Source organism: Brucella ciceri (assembly GCF_041930145.1).
In the GTDB taxonomy this organism is placed as follows: Bacteria; Pseudomonadota; Alphaproteobacteria; order Rhizobiales; family Rhizobiaceae; genus Brucella; species Brucella intermedia.
Map to the genome: position 1 here is coordinate 1 of NZ_JBHEEV010000023.1, position 17001 is coordinate 17001.

Genomic DNA, 17001 nt, shown 5'->3' on the forward strand with positions numbered 1-17001 from the left:
GAAGCTCCGCTTCGCTATCCGTGAAGGCGGCCGCACCGTCGGTGCAGGCATCGTCTCCTCGATCATCGAGTAATGAATTTGACTGGCGGTTACGCCGCCAGTCTGGCATTCTAAATGCCGCATAGGGGTATAGCTCAGTTGGTAGAGCGACGGTCTCCAAAACCGTAGGTCGCGGGTTCGAACCCTGCTGCCCCTGCCATTTCAGAACGGGTGCTCATGGCTTGACTATGGGCGCCCGTTTTCTATATGATAGTTTAGGCAGCAATCTATGCCGCCTTACCTTTTCGATGATGGCGCAGGCTTCGGCAAGGCGACGTCGTGGAAAATGATAATTCCCTGCGGGATTTGTTGGCCGGGCAGGGGAGGATCGCCGCCGCACGATTGGATGGTGCGTCGAGTGATATTCGCAAGGATCGGATCTCCGATAAGCCTGTATGGTATTCTTTTAACCTTTGGGCTTGTTTTTTTCGGGAATCGATTCTATGTAGCGTCAACAGACACGCGGCGCGTGGGGCTGAATTTTCAGCTTTGCGTGCCGTATACGCGTGACTTCAGGCTTTTGATTCGTTTTTGCGAGCTAGAGTTTGGGGGTAGCGCCGGATCAATGACAGAGCGGCAGATGGCATCCAAGACGAATCCGATCACCTTTTTTCAGCAGGTTCGCGCCGAAACGGCGAAGGTGACCTGGCCTACACGGCGTGAAACGGTCATCTCCACCATTATGGTGGTGATCATGGCGTTTCTGGCTGCCGCGTTCTTTTTTCTTGCCGACCAGCTTATGGCCTATGGCGTAGAATTTATTCTCGGCCTTGGTCGATAAGTTAGGATTGGGGAGTTTTTAGATGACGGCGCGCTGGTACATCGTTCACGCCTATTCCAATTTCGAAAAGAAGGTCGCCGAGGACATCGAGGCCAAGGCAAAGCAGAAGGGTCTGTCCGAGCTTATCGAGCAGATCGTCGTGCCGACCGAGAAGATCGTTGAAGTGCGCCGCGGCCGCAAGGTTGACGCAGAGCGCAAGTTCTTCCCAGGCTACGTGCTGGTGCGTGCAACCCTTACGGATGCCGTCTTCTCGCTGATCAAGAATACTCCGAAAGTCACTGGCTTCCTTGGCGATTCCAAGCCGGTGCCGGTTTCCCAGAAGGAAGTCGACCAGATTCTGAACCAGGTTCAGGATGGCGTCGAGCGTCCGAAGACTTCGGTATCCTTCGAGATTGGCGAGAACGTTCGCGTTTCCGACGGTCCGTTCGCTTCCTTCAACGGGATCGTTCAGGAAGTCGACGAAGAGCGCGCGCGTCTCAAGGTTGAGGTTTCCATCTTTGGGCGCGCAACGCCCGTGGATCTGGAATACGGTCAGGTCGACAAGCTCTGATCGTTTGCCCGTGAAGGGCTCCACTCCCGGCGAATTTCGGCTGGAGTGGAAATGGTGGAAGGGAAGGCGGCTTAGCCGGTCGCCGATCTCCGGACCACCGAACTGCCCGCCAGTCGAACTGGCGTCAGTCGAGAGCCGGATTTTCCGGCATTAATCGAGAAAGCCGGATTTCCGGCAAAGTAAAAAAGGCAGAAAGCAATGGCTAAGAAAATTGCAGGCCAGCTGAAGCTCCAGGTAGCGGCAGGTGCGGCCAATCCGTCGCCCCCGATCGGTCCGGCCCTGGGTCAGCGCGGCATCAACATCATGGAATTCTGCAAGGCGTTCAACGCTGCCTCGCAGGAAATGGAAAAGGGTTCGCCGATTCCAGTCGTGATCACCTATTACCAGGACAAGTCTTTCACTTTTGTGATGAAGACGCCTCCGGTGACCTACTTCCTCAAGAAGGCCGCTAACCTCAAGTCCGGTTCGAAGACCCCGGGCAAGGCAAGCGCCGGCACGATCACCCGCGACAAGGTTCGCACGATCGCTGAAGCGAAGATGAAGGATCTGAACGCCGCTGACATTGAAGCAGCGATGCGCATGATCGAAGGTTCTGCCCGTTCGATGGGCCTGGAAGTGGTGGGCTGAGACGATGGCGAAGATTTCCAAGCGCATTAACAAGATCCGTGAAGGCGTCGATCGCAACAAGCTGTACGATCTGTCGGCTGCTATCGGTCTCGTCAAGGAACGTGCTGTCGCCAAGTTCGATGAAACCATCGAAATCGCGATGAACCTCGGCGTCGATCCGCGCCACGCCGACCAGATGGTCCGCGGCGTCGTCAACCTGCCGAATGGCACAGGCCGTACGGTTCGCGTTGCTGTTTTCGCTCGCGGCGACAAGGCTGAAGAAGCCAAGAAGGCTGGCGCCGACATCGTCGGTGCGGAAGAACTGTTCGAAATCGTCAATGGCGGCAAGATCGAATTCGATCGCTGCATTGCAACCCCGGACATGATGCCGCTCGTTGGCCGTCTCGGTAAGGTTCTCGGCCCTCGCGGCATGATGCCGAACCCGAAGGTTGGTACCGTCACCACCGACGTTGCAGCTGCTGTTGCTGCTTCCAAGGGCGGTGCAGTCGAATTCCGCGTCGAAAAGGCAGGTATCATCCATGCCGGTATCGGCAAGGTTTCCTTCGACAATGCCAAGCTCGAAGAAAACATCAAGGCTTTCGCTGACGCCGTGATCAAGGCAAAGCCGTCGGCTGCCAAGGGTGAATACGTCAAGCGCGTGTCGATTTCCTCGACCATGGGCGTTGGCGTCAAGGTCGACCCGGCAACCGTCAAGGTCGTCGCCTAAGTTTCAGGGCTCCGGTTCGCCGGGGCCCAAGCCTTTCCGATTGGAGAGGCATGGCTGCCAGCCAGTTCTGGAACAACAGGACGAACGGCAAGAATTCCGGGTCGAAAGACCCGGATAGCCGGATGAAAATCCGGTTATCCTGTCCGAGATTGCAGGCGGATCATCATCTTCGGGTGGTTTTCCTTAAACGCAAAGCCTGCATGAGACGTGGAATAACCCTGTTTCGCACGAATGTGCATGCAAGGTTTGAACCGTAGTTGCCTTTGGGTGAAGCCTGCTTGCAGGTGGAGCTGAAGGGGACAGGATCCTCGAACGTCGGACTGACTGTGAAGTTCGTCCGGCAAAGGCAACCCGGCAGGGCCATGTGGTCCTGTCAACTGGAGAGAGACAGTGGATAGAGCGGAAAAGCGCGAATTTGTCGCGTGGCTGAACGGCGCTTTCAAAGAGTCCGGTTCGGTCGTCGTGGCCCACTATACCGGTCTCACCGTTTCGCAGATGAGCGATCTTCGCTCGAAGATGCGTGATGCAGGTGGGTCCGTTAAAGTCGCGAAAAACCGCCTTGCCAAAATCGCTCTTCAGGGCACGGAATCGGAAGGTATTGCTGACCTGTTTACGGGTCAGACGGTCGTTGCTTACGCAAGCGATCCGATCGCCGCTCCGAAAGTAGCCGTCGAATTCGCCAAGACTAACGACAAGCTCGTTATCCTCGGCGGTGCAATGGGTGCAACGACGCTTAACGCCGATGGCGTCAAGTCGCTTGCTTCGCTCCCGTCGCTCGACGAACTGCGCGCAAAGCTGGTTGGAATGATCCAGACCCCAGCTCAGCGTCTTGCAGTACTTACCAGCGCTCCGGCGGGCCAGATCGCCCGCGTTATCGGCGCGCACGCCCGGAAGAACGAGGCGGCTTAAGGCCGTTTCTCGCTGTCAACAGTTCAAACCTTTATAATAGGAAGTACAAAAATGGCTGATCTCGCAAAGATCGTTGAAGACCTTTCGGCCCTGACCGTTCTGGAAGCCGCTGAGCTGTCCAAGCTTCTCGAAGAGAAGTGGGGCGTTTCGGCTGCTGCTCCGGTCGCTGTTGCTGCTGCTGGTGGCGCTGCCCCTGCTGCTGCTGCAGAAGAAAAGACCGAATTCGACGTCGTTCTCGCTGACGGCGGCGCTAACAAGATCAACGTGATCAAGGAAGTGCGCGCAATCACCGGTCTCGGCCTCAAGGAAGCCAAGGACCTGGTCGAAGGCGCTCCGAAGGCCGTCAAGGAAGGCGCTTCGAAGGACGAAGCTGAGAAGATCAAGGCACAGCTCGAAGCTGCTGGCGCCAAGGTCGAACTCAAGTAAGTTCGGACTATTCTGGCGGATGGTTTTCCATCCGCCAGTTCCCGCCGGACTTTCCCGGTGGGTCGGATGACTGGAACCCTTTTCCTGAGTGCCGGAACGGCTTTCAGGAAACGGGTTTTAGCCCGTTAAGAGCGCCGCGTGTCGGCAACGATGCTGAAGGCCGCTCTGGAAAGTTTGCACATGATCCTTTCGATCCATCCGATCTGAAAGGGGCCAATCAGAAGGTTCATGTGCTCGAAGGACCGCCGAAGGGCGGCGCATGATAAAGGCCGCAAGGCGTGAGCAAGCCGCAAGGCTATAGAACGAGGAGCGACGATGGCTCAGACCCATTCTTTCAATGGTCGCAAGCGCGTACGCAAATTTTTCGGCAAGATCCCAGAGGTCGCTGAGATGCCGAACCTTATCGAGGTTCAAAAGGCATCTTACGACCAGTTCCTTATGGTTGAAGAACCATCCGGTGGGCGTCCTGACGAGGGTTTGCAGGCGGTTTTCAAGTCTGTTTTCCCAATTCAGGATTTCTCCGGCGCTTCAATGCTCGAATTCGTTCGCTACGAGTTCGACGCACCAAAATTCGACGTTGACGAATGCCGTCAGCGCGATCTGACGTATTCGGCGCCACTCAAGGTGACGCTGCGTCTCATCGTGTTCGATATTGACGAAGATACCGGCGCGAAGTCGATCAAGGACATCAAGGAACAGGATGTCTACATGGGCGATATGCCGCTCATGACCGACAACGGCACCTTCATCGTCAATGGTACCGAGCGCGTGATCGTTTCGCAGATGCACCGTTCGCCGGGCGTCTTCTTCGATCATGACAAGGGCAAGACCCATTCGTCGGGCAAGCTCCTGTTCGCGGCTCGCGTCATTCCTTATCGCGGTTCCTGGCTCGATATCGAATTCGACTCCAAGGACATCGTCTACGCACGTATTGATCGTCGCCGCAAGCTGCCGGCCACCACGCTGCTGATGGCGCTCGGCATGGACGGCGAAGAAATTCTGTCGACGTTCTACAAGACCGTCACCTATACGCGTGATGGCGACAATTGGCGCATTCCGTATTCGGCTGACCGCTTCAAGGGCATGAAGATCATCTCCGATCTCATCGACGCGGACACCGGCGAAGTCGTTCTGGAAGCCGGCAAGAAGCTGACCGCCCGTTCGGCCAAGCAGCTTGCCGAAAAGGGCCTCAAGGCCATCAAGGCGACGGAAGACGATCTGTTCGGTTCTTATCTTGCGGAAGACGTCGTCAATTACGCAACCGGTGAGATTTATCTCGAAGCCGGTGACGAAATCGATGAGAAGGTCCTCAAGACCCTGCTCGACACCGGTGAGACGGAAATCAACGTTCTCGATATCGACCATGTCAATATCGGCGCGTACATCCGCAACACGCTGGCTGTCGACAAGAACGAAAGCCGTCAGGAAGCCCTGTTCGACATCTATCGCGTCATGCGTCCGGGCGAGCCGCCTACGATGGATTCGGCCGAAGCGATGTTCAACTCGCTGTTCTTCGATGCCGAGCGTTACGACCTTTCGGCCGTTGGTCGCGTGAAGATGAACATGCGTCTGGACCTCGATGCGGAAGACACCGTGCGCGTTCTGCGCAAGGAAGACATCCTGGCCGTGGTCAAGATGCTTGTGGAACTGCGTGATGGTCGCGGCGAAATCGACGACATCGACAATCTCGGCAACCGCCGTGTGCGTTCGGTCGGTGAACTGATGGAAAATCAGTACCGCGTCGGTCTGCTCCGCATGGAGCGCGCGATCAAGGAACGTATGTCCTCGATCGAAATCGACACGGTCATGCCGCAGGACCTGATCAACGCGAAGCCGGCTGCTGCAGCCGTGCGCGAGTTCTTCGGTTCCTCGCAGCTGTCGCAGTTCATGGACCAGACCAACCCGCTTTCGGAAATCACCCACAAGCGCCGTCTGTCGGCACTTGGACCGGGCGGTCTGACCCGCGAGCGCGCTGGCTTCGAAGTCCGCGACGTGCATCCGACCCATTATGGCCGTATCTGCCCGATTGAAACGCCGGAAGGCCCGAATATCGGTCTCATCAACTCGCTCGCAACCTTTGCCCGCGTCAACAAGTACGGCTTCATCGAAAGCCCGTACCGCAAGGTTGTCGACGGCAAGGTGACGAACGACGTTGTCTATCTCTCGGCCATGGAAGAAGCCAAGCACTCGGTTGCCCAGGCTAACGTGGAACTGGACGAGCAGGGCGGTTTCGTTGACGAGTTCGTCATCTGCCGTCATGCAGGCGAAGTGATGATGGCTCCGCGTGAAAACGTGGACCTGATGGACGTTTCGCCGAAGCAGCTTGTTTCGGTTGCCGCGGCTCTGATTCCGTTCCTTGAAAACGACGACGCCAACCGCGCTCTCATGGGCTCGAACATGCAGCGTCAGGCCGTTCCGCTCGTTCGCGCTGAAGCGCCGTTCGTCGGCACCGGCATGGAACCGATTGTCGCTCGCGACTCCGGTGCTGCTATTGCAGCCCGTCGCGGCGGTATCGTCGACCAAGTGGATGCGACCCGTATCGTTATCCGTGCAACGGAAGATCTCGATCCGTCCAAATCGGGCGTCGATATCTATCGTCTGCAGAAGTTCCAGCGCTCGAACCAGTCGACCTGCATCAACCAGCGCCCGCTCGTTCGCGTCGGCGACCCGATCGGCAAGGGCGACATCATCGCTGACGGTCCATCCACGGATCTGGGCGATCTGGCTCTCGGCCGCAACGTGCTCGTCGCGTTCATGCCGTGGAACGGCTACAACTACGAAGACTCGATCCTGCTTTCCGAGAAGATCGTTTCGGAAGACGTGTTCACCTCGATTCATATCGAGGAATTCGAAGTTGCTGCCCGCGACACCAAGCTTGGACCTGAGGAAATCACCCGCGATATTCCGAACGTTTCGGAAGAAGCGCTGAAGAACCTCGACGAAGCCGGTATCGTCTACATCGGTGCCGAAGTGCATCCTGGCGACATTCTTGTCGGCAAGATCACGCCGAAGGGCGAAAGCCCGATGACGCCGGAAGAGAAGCTTCTGCGCGCCATCTTCGGTGAAAAGGCATCGGACGTCCGCGACACCTCCATGCGCATGCCGCCCGGAACCTACGGTACGGTTGTGGAAGTTCGCGTTTTCAATCGCCACGGCGTTGAAAAGGACGAACGCGCCATGGCTATCGAGCGCGAGGAAATCGAGCGTCTCGCCAAGGACCGTGACGACGAACAGGCGATCCTGGACCGCAACGTCTATGGCCGTCTCGCCGACATGATCGATGGCAAGGTTGCCGCTGCCGGCCCGAAGGGCTTCAAGAAGGGCACGACGATCAGCCGCGATCTCATGACGGAGTATCCGCGGTCGCAGTGGTGGCAGTTTGCCGTTGAAGACGAAAAGCTTCAGGGCGAGCTGGAAGCTCTGCGCAGCCAGTACGACGACTCCAAGAAGCTGCTCGAAGCACGCTTCATGGACAAGGTCGAAAAGGTACAGCGCGGCGACGAGATGCCTCCGGGCGTCATGAAGATGGTCAAGGTCTTCGTCGCTGTGAAGCGCAAGATTCAGCCAGGCGACAAGATGGCTGGCCGTCACGGCAACAAGGGTGTGGTTTCGCGCATTCTGCCGGTCGAGGACATGCCGTTCCTGGAAGATGGTACGCATGCCGACATCGTGTTGAACCCGCTTGGCGTTCCGAGCCGAATGAACGTGGGCCAGATTCTGGAAACCCACCTCGGCTGGGCTTGCGCAGGCATGGGCAAGAAGATTGGTGAGCTCATCGACGTCTATCGCAAGACGGCCAATATCGAGCCGCTGCGCCAGACGCTGGAGCACATCTATCCGGACAACGACCGCAATGAACCGGTCCGGTCTTATGATGACGATTCCGTCCTCATGCTGGCCAACCAGGTGAAGCGCGGCGTGTCGATCGCAACGCCGGTCTTCGACGGTGCGGTTGAAGCCGACATCAACGCGATGCTGACGGATGCCGGACTTGCAACGTCTGGTCAGTCGACGCTTTACGATGGCCGTACGGGTGAGCCGTTCGACCGTCAGGTGACGATGGGCTACATCTATATGCTGAAGCTCCACCACCTGGTCGACGACAAGATCCACGCTCGTTCGATCGGACCTTACTCGCTCGTGACCCAGCAGCCTCTGGGCGGCAAGGCTCAGTTCGGCGGCCAGCGCTTCGGCGAAATGGAGGTCTGGGCTCTGGAAGCATACGGTGCGGCCTACACGCTGCAGGAAATGCTTACCGTCAAGTCGGACGACGTGGCAGGCCGTACCAAGGTCTACGAAGCGATCGTGCGCGGCGACGACACGTTCGAAGCGGGCATTCCGGAGAGCTTCAACGTTCTCGTCAAGGAAATGCGCTCGCTCGGCCTCAATGTCGAACTCGACGACACGCGTGACGCTGAACAGCCGGCCCTGCCGGACGCGGCGGAATAAACTTTGAGGCGCGCCATGGTATCGCCGTGGCGCGCCGGTAAACTCGTTTTCGATGACGGCGGTTTTTCCCCGCAAGAGGAAGCGAGACTACGGCAAGCCAGTTCATAACTGCGTAGCACCGCGATTTCTTTTCAGGATGGCAAGGATTTTCAGCTTGTCATCGACGACACAGGGCGACGGATCGCCCTCAAGGAGAACGGCATGAACCAAGAGGTCATGAATCTTTTCAATCCTCAGGCTCCGGCACAAACGTTCGATTCCATCAGAATCTCGATTGCCAGCCCTGAGAAGATTCTGTCCTGGTCATACGGCGAGATCAAGAAGCCGGAGACGATCAACTACCGTACGTTCAAGCCTGAACGCGATGGTCTCTTCTGCGCGCGCATCTTCGGCCCGATCAAGGACTATGAATGCTTGTGCGGCAAGTACAAGCGTATGAAATACAAGGGCATCATCTGCGAAAAGTGCGGCGTGGAAGTTACGCTCTCGCGCGTTCGTCGCGAGCGCATGGGCCACATCGAACTCGCGGCCCCGGTTGCCCATATCTGGTTCCTGAAGTCGCTGCCGAGCCGTATCGGCACGCTCCTGGACATGACGCTCAAGGATATCGAGCGCGTCCTGTACTTCGAGAACTACATCGTTACCGAACCGGGCCTGACCTCGCTGAAGGAGCACCAGCTTCTTTCGGAAGAGGAATATATGATTGCCGTCGATGAATTCGGCGAAGATCAGTTCACGGCCCTCATTGGTGCTGAAGCTATCTACGAGCTTCTGGCTTCGATGGAACTCGAAAAGATCGCCGCCGATCTGCGCGTCGAGCTTGCCGAGACCACTTCGGACCTGAAGCAGAAGAAGCTGATGAAGCGTCTGAAGATCGTCGAAAACTTCCTGGAGTCGGGAAACCGTCCGGAATGGATGATCATGAAGATCGTTCCGGTCATTCCGCCGGACCTGCGTCCGCTCGTGCCGCTGGACGGCGGTCGTTTCGCGACGTCGGATCTGAACGATCTCTATCGCCGCGTCATCAACCGTAACAACCGTCTGAAGCGCCTGATCGAACTGCGCGCACCGGGCATCATCATCCGCAACGAAAAGCGCATGCTGCAGGAAGCTGTGGACGCGCTGTTCGACAACGGTCGTCGTGGCCGCGTCATCACCGGTGCCAACAAGCGCCCGCTGAAGTCGCTGTCCGACATGCTCAAGGGCAAGCAGGGCCGCTTCCGCCAGAACCTGCTCGGCAAGCGCGTCGACTATTCCGGCCGCTCGGTCATCGTGACCGGTCCGGAACTGAAGCTGCACCAGTGCGGTTTGCCGAAGAAGATGGCGCTCGAACTGTTCAAGCCATTCATCTACGCACGTCTTGACGCCAAGGGTTATTCCTCGACCGTCAAGCAGGCCAAGAAGCTGGTTGAAAAGGAACGTCCGGAAGTCTGGGATATCCTTGACGAAGTGATCCGTGAGCATCCGGTTCTCCTGAACCGTGCGCCGACGCTGCACCGTCTTGGGATTCAGGCTTTTGAACCCACCCTGATCGAAGGCAAGGCCATCCAGCTGCATCCGCTCGTCTGTACCGCGTTCAACGCCGACTTCGACGGTGACCAGATGGCTGTTCACGTTCCGCTGTCGCTTGAAGCCCAGCTTGAAGCCCGCGTGCTGATGATGTCGACCAACAACATCCTGCATCCGGCTAACGGCGCACCGATCATCGTTCCTTCGCAGGACATGGTTCTCGGCCTCTATTATCTGTCCATCGTGGCGGAGAAGGAGCCGGGCGAGGGCATGATGTTCGCCGATATGGGCGAACTGCAGCATGCGCTTGAAAACAAGGTCGTCACGCTGCACACCAAGATCAAGGGCCGCTTCAAGACGGTCGACGCCGAAGGCAAGCCAGTGTCGAAGATCTACGACACGACGCCTGGCCGCATGATCATTGGCGAGCTTCTGCCGAAGAACGTCATGGTGCCGTTCGACATCTGCAATCAGGAGATGACCAAGAAGAACATCTCCAAGATGATCGACCACGTCTACCGCCATTGCGGTCAGAAAGAGACGGTCATCTTCTGCGATCGCATCATGCAGCTCGGCTTCGCTCATGCCTGCCGTGCAGGCATCTCCTTCGGCAAGGATGACATGGTTATCCCGGACACGAAGGCGAAGATCGTTGCCGACACCGAAGCGCTCACGACCGAATACGAACAGCAGTACAATGACGGCCTGATCACTCAGGGCGAAAAGTACAACAAGGTCGTTGACGCCTGGGGCAAGGCTACCGACAAGATCACCGAAGAGATGATGGCGCGCCTGAAGGCCGTCGAATTCGATCCGGTGACCGGTCGCCAGAAGCAGATGAACTCGGTCTACATGATGTCGCATTCGGGTGCCCGTGGTTCGGTCAACCAGATGCGTCAGCTTGGCGGCATGCGTGGCCTGATGGCCAAGCCGTCGGGTGAAATCATCGAAACCCCGATCATCTCGAACTTCAAGGAAGGCCTGACCGTTAACGAGTACTTCAACTCGACCCACGGTGCCCGTAAGGGTCTGGCAGACACCGCCTTGAAGACGGCTAACTCGGGCTACCTGACCCGCCGTCTCGTTGACGTTGCACAGGATGCGATCATTTCGGAAGTCGATTGCGGTGCCGAAATCGGTCTCACCATGCAGCCGATCGTCGATGCCGGTCAGATCGTTGCCTCGATCGGCCAGCGCGTTCTGGGCCGTACGGCTCTCGATCCGATCCTGCATCCGGCAACCGGCGAAGTCATCGTCGAAGCTGGCCGCATGATCGAGGAAAAGGACGTCGAGATCATCGAGAAGGCTGGTATCCAGTCGATCCGCATCCGTTCGGCCCTGACCTGCGAAACCCGCAACGGCGTCTGCGCCAAGTGCTATGGTCGCGACCTTGCACGCGGTACTCCGGTCAACCAGGGCGAAGCGGTCGGCGTTATCGCTGCCCAGTCGATCGGCGAGCCGGGCACCCAGCTCACCATGCGTACCTTCCACTTGGGCGGTACTGCACAGGTGGTTGACAGCTCGTATCTCGAAGCTTCGTACGAAGGCACTGTCAAGCTGCGTAACCGCAATGTGGTTCGCAACTCCGATGGCAACCTCGTGGTGATGGGCCGTAACATGGCTGTCCTGATCCTCGACGCAACGGGCAAGGAACGTGCGGTCCACCGCGTGACCTACGGTTCGCGCCTGTTCGTGGACGAGGGCGATACGGTTAAGCGCGGCCAGCGTATTGCTGAGTGGGACCCGTATACCCGTCCAATCATGACCGAAGTTGAAGGCTACGTTGAGTTCGAAGATCTCGTCGATGGTCTCTCGGTTTCGGAAACGGCTGACGAGTCGACCGGTATCACGAAGCGCGTCGTCATCGACTGGCGTTCGACGCCTCGCGGTTCGGACCTCAAGCCTGCCATGGTCATCAAGGACAAGGCCGGCAAGATCCTGAAGCTGTCGAAGGGTGGCGATGCCCGCTTCCTGCTCTCCGTGGAATCGATCCTTTCGGTCGAGCCCGGCGCGCATGTGAAGGCTGGTGACGTTATCGCCCGTCTGCCGATGGAAAGCGCCAAGACCAAGGACATCACCGGCGGTCTGCCGCGTGTGGCCGAACTGTTCGAAGCACGTCGTCCGAAGGACCATGCCATCATCGCCGAGATCGATGGTACCGTCCGCTTCGGTCGCGACTACAAGAACAAGCGTCGCATCATCATCGAGCCGAACGACGACACGATCGCGCCGGTCGAGTACCTCATTCCGAAGGGCAAGCCGTTCCATCTTCAGGACGGCGACGTCATCGAAAAGGGTGAGTACATCCTCGACGGCAACCCGGCACCGCATGACATTCTGGCGATCAAGGGCGTCGAAGCTCTGGCTTCGTACCTCGTGAACGAAATCCAGGAAGTCTATCGTCTGCAGGGCGTTTTGATCAACGACAAGCACATCGAAGTGATTGTCCGGCAGATGCTGCAGAAGGTGGAAATCACGGAATCCGGCGATACCGGCTACATTCCGGGCGACCACGTCGACCGCATCGAGCTGGAAGAGATCAACGAGCGTCTTATCGAAGAGGGCAAGAAGCCGGGCTCTGGCAACCCTGTTCTGCTCGGTATCACCAAGGCTTCGCTGCAGACGCCTTCGTTCATCTCGGCTGCGTCGTTCCAGGAAACGACCCGCGTCCTCACCGAGGCTGCGGTGGCCGGCAAGATGGACACGCTGCAGGGTCTCAAGGAAAACGTCATCGTTGGCCGTCTCATTCCGGCCGGTACTGGCGGCATGACCAACCAGATCCGTCGCATCGCAACCGCTCGCGACGATCTGATCATCGACGAGCGCCGCAAGTCTTCCGGTTCCGCGGAAGCCAATGCGATGCTGGTGGACATGACCAACAACGCCGCCGAATAAGATCGGCGGATACGAAACTGAAAAAGGCCGCCTTTCGGGGCGGCCTTTTTGCATTTCGGGATAACGGGAGAGCCCGCATCAGCAGAAGAAAAAAGCGCCGGTTGAAACCGGCGCTCTCCATGATGCTTATTCTTCTTCTTCGTCGTCGCCGTCGAATTCGATCAGCGCGACTTCACCGCTAAGGGCGGTGGCCCAGGCGCTCTTGTGCGGTTCTTCTTCCGGCTCTTCGGTCAGCGTGCCCATCTCCAGAAGTTCGGCTTCATGGTAGCCTTCTTCGGCAAGAATGCTGAGGACGGTCTGAACGAGATCTTCGTTCTCGTCCGATTTCAAAAGCAGGTGTACTTCGACTGGGGATTCTTCGCCTTCGTTCCAGACATCAGCGATGACGAGATGGACGGTTGGCGAATCGTCGCCCGCAGGTGTGGAATCATTTGTGGATGTGGAAGACATTGAGAAACCCTTAATATTCGGTTGCGTTTCGACTCGGATGTGCTTCAATAGCCTGACCTGAGTGGCTGCGCCATGCTTGCATAGGAAAATGACGGTTTTGATCGCGTAATATTAGCGAATAGTCGTCAAATGCGGCGCAATAACCTGTCCGGGCGGGATCAAAACGCCGGTTTCAGGGCTTTCATTAAAGAAACTTGAGCCGCTGCCCTTGACGAAACGTCGCTAAAGACGTATCAGCAGCCCATCTGAGCCGATGTGAGACAGGCTTTTTCGGGACGACGCGTCCTGAAGTTCGTCTCAAACAGGGTTCGTTTTACGATCGAAATGCAACTTGCCGTTCGCATGAAGCGTCAGCTTCCTCTGCTTTTGTTCGGGGTGGCCACCGGTTGACGAGGGCTGACTCCGAATTTGTGCATGAGCATGCCGGTGAAACGGCCCCTTGGGGCGTGGATACGAGATTTTTTAAAGAGGAAGGTTGTATGCCAACCGTAAACCAGCTTATCCGCAAGCCGCGCATTGCGCCGGTAAAGCGTAATAAGGTTCCTGCACTGCAGGCAAACCCTCAGAAGCGCGGCGTTTGCACCCGCGTTTACACGACGACCCCGAAGAAGCCGAACTCGGCTCTGCGTAAGGTTGCCAAGGTTCGTCTGACGAACGGCTTCGAAGTTATCGGTTATATCCCTGGTGAAGGGCATAACCTGCAGGAGCACTCCGTCGTCATGATCCGCGGCGGTCGTGTAAAGGACTTGCCGGGTGTGCGTTACCACATCATCCGCGGCGTTCTCGACACCCAGGGCGTCAAGAACCGCAAGCAGCGCCGTTCGAAGTACGGTGCAAAGCGTCCGAAGTAAGATTTTCCGGGGATACCGGCCGCCAGAAGGCGAGCTGAGCCCGATGTAATTGAAAGAAGAGACGAAATGTCCAGACGCCATAAGGCTGAGAAGCGTGAGATCAATCCGGATCCGAAGTTCGGCGATCTCGTTATCACGAAGTTCATGAATGCAGTCATGCTTCATGGCAAGAAGTCGGTTGCTGAAAGCATCGTTTACGGTGCGCTCGATGCAATCGAAGCCAAGGCAAAGTCCGAGCCGGTCGCGCTGTTCCATCAGGCGCTCGACAACGTAGCTCCGCACATCGAAGTCCGTTCGCGCCGCGTTGGTGGTGCAACCTATCAGGTTCCGGTTGATGTGCGTCCAGAACGTCGCCAGGCACTTGCCATCCGTTGGCTCATCAATGCTGCTCGTGGCCGTAACGAGACGACGATGATCGATCGTCTTTCCGGTGAGTTGCTTGACGCTGCCAACAACCGTGGTTCTGCTGTGAAGAAGCGTGAAGACACGCACCGCATGGCTGAAGCCAACCGCGCCTTCTCGCATTACCGCTGGTAATCGTCGAAACCTATTCAAAGAGCGACTATCATGGCCCGCGAATATAAAATCGAAGACTACCGCAATTTCGGTATCATGGCTCACATCGACGCCGGTAAGACGACGATGACAGAGCGCATTCTGTTCTATACCGGTAAGAACCACAAGATCGGCGAAACCCACGATGGTGCGTCGACCATGGACTGGATGGAGCAGGAACAGGAACGCGGTATCACGATCACTTCCGCTGCTACGACCACGTTCTGGCAGGGCCGTGATGGTAAGAAGCGCCGTTTCAACATCATCGACACGCCTGGTCACGTTGACTTCACGATTGAAGTTGAACGCAGCCTGCGCGTTCTCGACGGCGCAATCGCGCTGCTCGACGCCAACGCTGGCGTTGAGCCCCAGACCGAAACCGTGTGGCGTCAGGCTGAAAAGTACCACGTCCCGCGTATGGTCTTCGTCAACAAGATGGACAAGATCGGTGCCGATTTCTACCGTTGCGTAGAAATGGTCGGCTCGCGTCTTGGCGCAGTAGCACTCCCGGTTCAGCTGCCGATCGGCGCTGAAAACGAGTTCGAAGGCGTCATCGACCTGATCGAAATGAAGGCCCTGACCTGGGACGGCACCATCGGCGCTGCTGCAACGGTTGGTGAAGTTCCTGCCCATCTGAAGGACAAGGCTGAAGAATACCGCGAAAAGCTCATCGAGCTGGCCGTGGAAATCGACGAAGCTGCAATGGAAGCCTATCTCGAAGGCACCATGCCTACGAATGACGAGCTGCGCGCTCTGATCCGTAAGGGCACCATCGACGTCAAGTTCCATCCGGTTCTTTGCGGCACTGCGTTCAAGAACCGTGGCATTCAGCCGCTTCTTGATGCCGTTGTGGAATTCCTTCCGGCTCCGACCGATGTTCCTGCCATCAAGGGCATCGACGTCAAGACGGAAAGCGAAACCACCCGCGAATCTTCGGATGAAGCACCGCTTTCGATGCTCGCATTCAAGATCATGAACGACCCGTTCGTTGGTTCGCTGACCTTCGCTCGTATTTACTCGGGCAAGCTGACCAAGGGCATTTCGCTCGAAAACACCGTCAAGGGCAAGCGTGAGCGTATCGGCCGTATGCTGCAGATGCACTCCAACAGCCGTGAAGACATCGAAGAAGCTTTTGCTGGCGACATCGTTGCTCTGGCTGGCCTCAAGGAAACCACCACTGGCGACACGCTCTGCGATCCGCTGAAGCCGGTTATCCTCGAGCGCATGGAATTCCCGGATCCGGTTATCGAAATCGCCATCGAACCGAAGACCAAGGCCGACCAGGAAAAGATGGGCATCGCGCTCAATCGTCTGGCCGCCGAAGATCCTTCTTTCCGCGTCAAGTCGGACGAAGAATCCGGTCAGACCATCATCGCCGGCATGGGCGAACTTCACCTCGACATTCTCGTCGATCGCATGAAGCGCGAATTCAAGGTTGAAGCCAACGTCGGCGCTCCGCAGGTTGCTTACCGTGAATCGATCACCCGTCAGGCTGAAATCGATTACACCCACAAGAAGCAGTCGGGCGGTTCGGGTCAGTTCGCGCGCGTCAAGATCATCTTCGAACCGCATGACGGCGATGATTTCATCTTCGAATCGAAGATCGTCGGCGGCTCGGTTCCGAAGGAATACATTCCGGGTGTCCAGAAGGGTATCGAAAGCGTCATGGGTGCAGGCCCGCTGGCTGGCTTCCCGATGCTCGGCGTGAAGGCCACCCTGATCGACGGTGCGTACCATGACGTTGACTCGTCTGTTCTCGCCTTCGAAATCGCGTCCCGTGCAGCGTTCCGTGAAGGTGCGCAGAAGGCTGGCGCGCAGCTCCTCGAACCGATCATGAAGGTCGAGGTTGTCACGCCGGAAGATTACGTTGGTGACGTTATCGGCGATCTGAACTCGCGTCGCGGTCAGATTTCCGGCACCGAAGCCCGCGGCATCGCCACGGTCGTCAATGCAAATGTTCCGCTGGCCAACATGTTTGGTTACGTGAACTCGCTGCGTTCGATGTCCCAGGGCCGTGCACAGTACACGATGCAGTTCGACCATTATGAGCCGGTTCCGACGGCGGTCGCACAGGAAATCCAGAAGAAGTTTGCGTGATCTAAGGGTCACGCTCCCAATTAAAAGAATGCCTGAGCAGGCTAAATTTACGGAGAGCTCAAATGGCAAAGAGTAAGTTTGAACGTACGAAGCCCCACGTTAACATCGGCACGATTGGTCACGTTGACCATGGCAAGACGTCGCTGACTGCAGCGAT

14 protein-coding genes and 1 tRNA gene are annotated in these 17001 nt (G+C 57.3%); 14 read left to right on the forward strand and 1 reads right to left on the reverse strand.

Annotated elements, in window-relative coordinates; all coding sequences use genetic code 11:
* The 10 genes from JNC63_RS21580 to rpoC all read left to right on the forward strand — a co-directional run.
* Positions 1 to 73 (forward strand): EF-Tu C-terminal domain-related protein (locus JNC63_RS21580; protein WP_445433045.1); only part of this gene is annotated, 73 nt, incomplete at its 5' end.
* Between the two features lie 50 nt (positions 74 to 123).
* A tRNA-Trp gene (locus tag JNC63_RS21585) sits at positions 124 to 199 on the forward strand.
* A gap of 420 nt (positions 200 to 619) precedes the next feature.
* Positions 620 to 820, forward strand: a complete 201-nt coding sequence (secE, locus tag JNC63_RS21590) for a preprotein translocase subunit SecE (RefSeq protein WP_002964376.1) — start codon at positions 620 to 622, stop codon at positions 818 to 820.
* A gap of 22 nt (positions 821 to 842) precedes the next feature.
* Positions 843 to 1370 (forward strand): transcription termination/antitermination protein NusG, encoded by a 528-nt coding sequence (gene nusG, locus JNC63_RS21595; protein ID WP_006467043.1) that lies wholly within the window; start codon positions 843 to 845, stop codon positions 1368 to 1370.
* Between the two features lie 198 nt (positions 1371 to 1568).
* On the forward strand, positions 1569 to 1997 hold the full coding sequence (gene rplK, locus JNC63_RS21600; RefSeq protein WP_006467042.1) for a 50S ribosomal protein L11: 429 nt from the start codon (positions 1569 to 1571) through the stop codon (positions 1995 to 1997).
* 4 nt (positions 1998 to 2001) lie between these two features.
* A complete protein-coding gene (gene rplA / locus JNC63_RS21605; RefSeq protein ID WP_006467041.1) occupies positions 2002 to 2703 on the forward strand; it encodes a 50S ribosomal protein L1 in 702 nt (233 codons plus the stop codon).
* A gap of 390 nt (positions 2704 to 3093) precedes the next feature.
* Entirely contained in the window at positions 3094 to 3612 is a 519-nt protein-coding gene (rplJ, locus tag JNC63_RS21610; RefSeq protein WP_063620624.1) for a 50S ribosomal protein L10, read from the forward strand.
* A 51-nt stretch (positions 3613 to 3663) separates the two neighbouring features.
* Positions 3664 to 4038, forward strand: coding sequence for a 50S ribosomal protein L7/L12 (gene rplL / locus JNC63_RS21615; protein ID WP_006467038.1), 375 nt, complete (start codon positions 3664 to 3666; stop codon positions 4036 to 4038).
* A 315-nt stretch (positions 4039 to 4353) separates the two neighbouring features.
* Entirely contained in the window at positions 4354 to 8487 is a 4134-nt protein-coding gene (rpoB, locus tag JNC63_RS21620) for a DNA-directed RNA polymerase subunit beta (RefSeq protein WP_063620623.1), read from the forward strand.
* A gap of 201 nt (positions 8488 to 8688) precedes the next feature.
* Positions 8689 to 12891 (forward strand): DNA-directed RNA polymerase subunit beta', encoded by a 4203-nt coding sequence (rpoC, locus tag JNC63_RS21625; RefSeq protein ID WP_063620622.1) that lies wholly within the window; start codon positions 8689 to 8691, stop codon positions 12889 to 12891.
* Between the two features lie 126 nt (positions 12892 to 13017).
* Here the strand turns inward: rpoC and JNC63_RS21630 are convergent, their stop codons facing one another.
* Positions 13018 to 13341, reverse strand: coding sequence for a hypothetical protein (locus tag JNC63_RS21630; RefSeq protein WP_021587208.1), 324 nt, complete (start codon positions 13339 to 13341; stop codon positions 13018 to 13020).
* A 479-nt stretch (positions 13342 to 13820) separates the two neighbouring features.
* Here JNC63_RS21630 and rpsL point away from each other — a divergent pair, with 479 nt between their 5' ends.
* The 4 genes from rpsL to JNC63_RS21650 all read left to right on the forward strand — a co-directional run.
* A complete protein-coding gene (gene rpsL, locus JNC63_RS21635; RefSeq protein WP_006471111.1) occupies positions 13821 to 14192 on the forward strand; it encodes a 30S ribosomal protein S12 in 372 nt (123 codons plus the stop codon).
* Between the two features lie 66 nt (positions 14193 to 14258).
* Positions 14259 to 14729 (forward strand): 30S ribosomal protein S7, encoded by a 471-nt coding sequence (gene rpsG, locus JNC63_RS21640; RefSeq protein ID WP_006467033.1) that lies wholly within the window; start codon positions 14259 to 14261, stop codon positions 14727 to 14729.
* A gap of 30 nt (positions 14730 to 14759) precedes the next feature.
* The gene (gene fusA / locus JNC63_RS21645; RefSeq protein ID WP_063620621.1) at positions 14760 to 16844 is read left to right on the forward strand and encodes an elongation factor G; all 2085 of its coding nucleotides are present in this window, start codon (positions 14760 to 14762) and stop codon (positions 16842 to 16844) included.
* A 62-nt stretch (positions 16845 to 16906) separates the two neighbouring features.
* On the forward strand, positions 16907 to 17001 hold a 95-nt coding region (locus tag JNC63_RS21650), incomplete at its 3' end, for a GTP-binding protein (protein ID WP_002972655.1).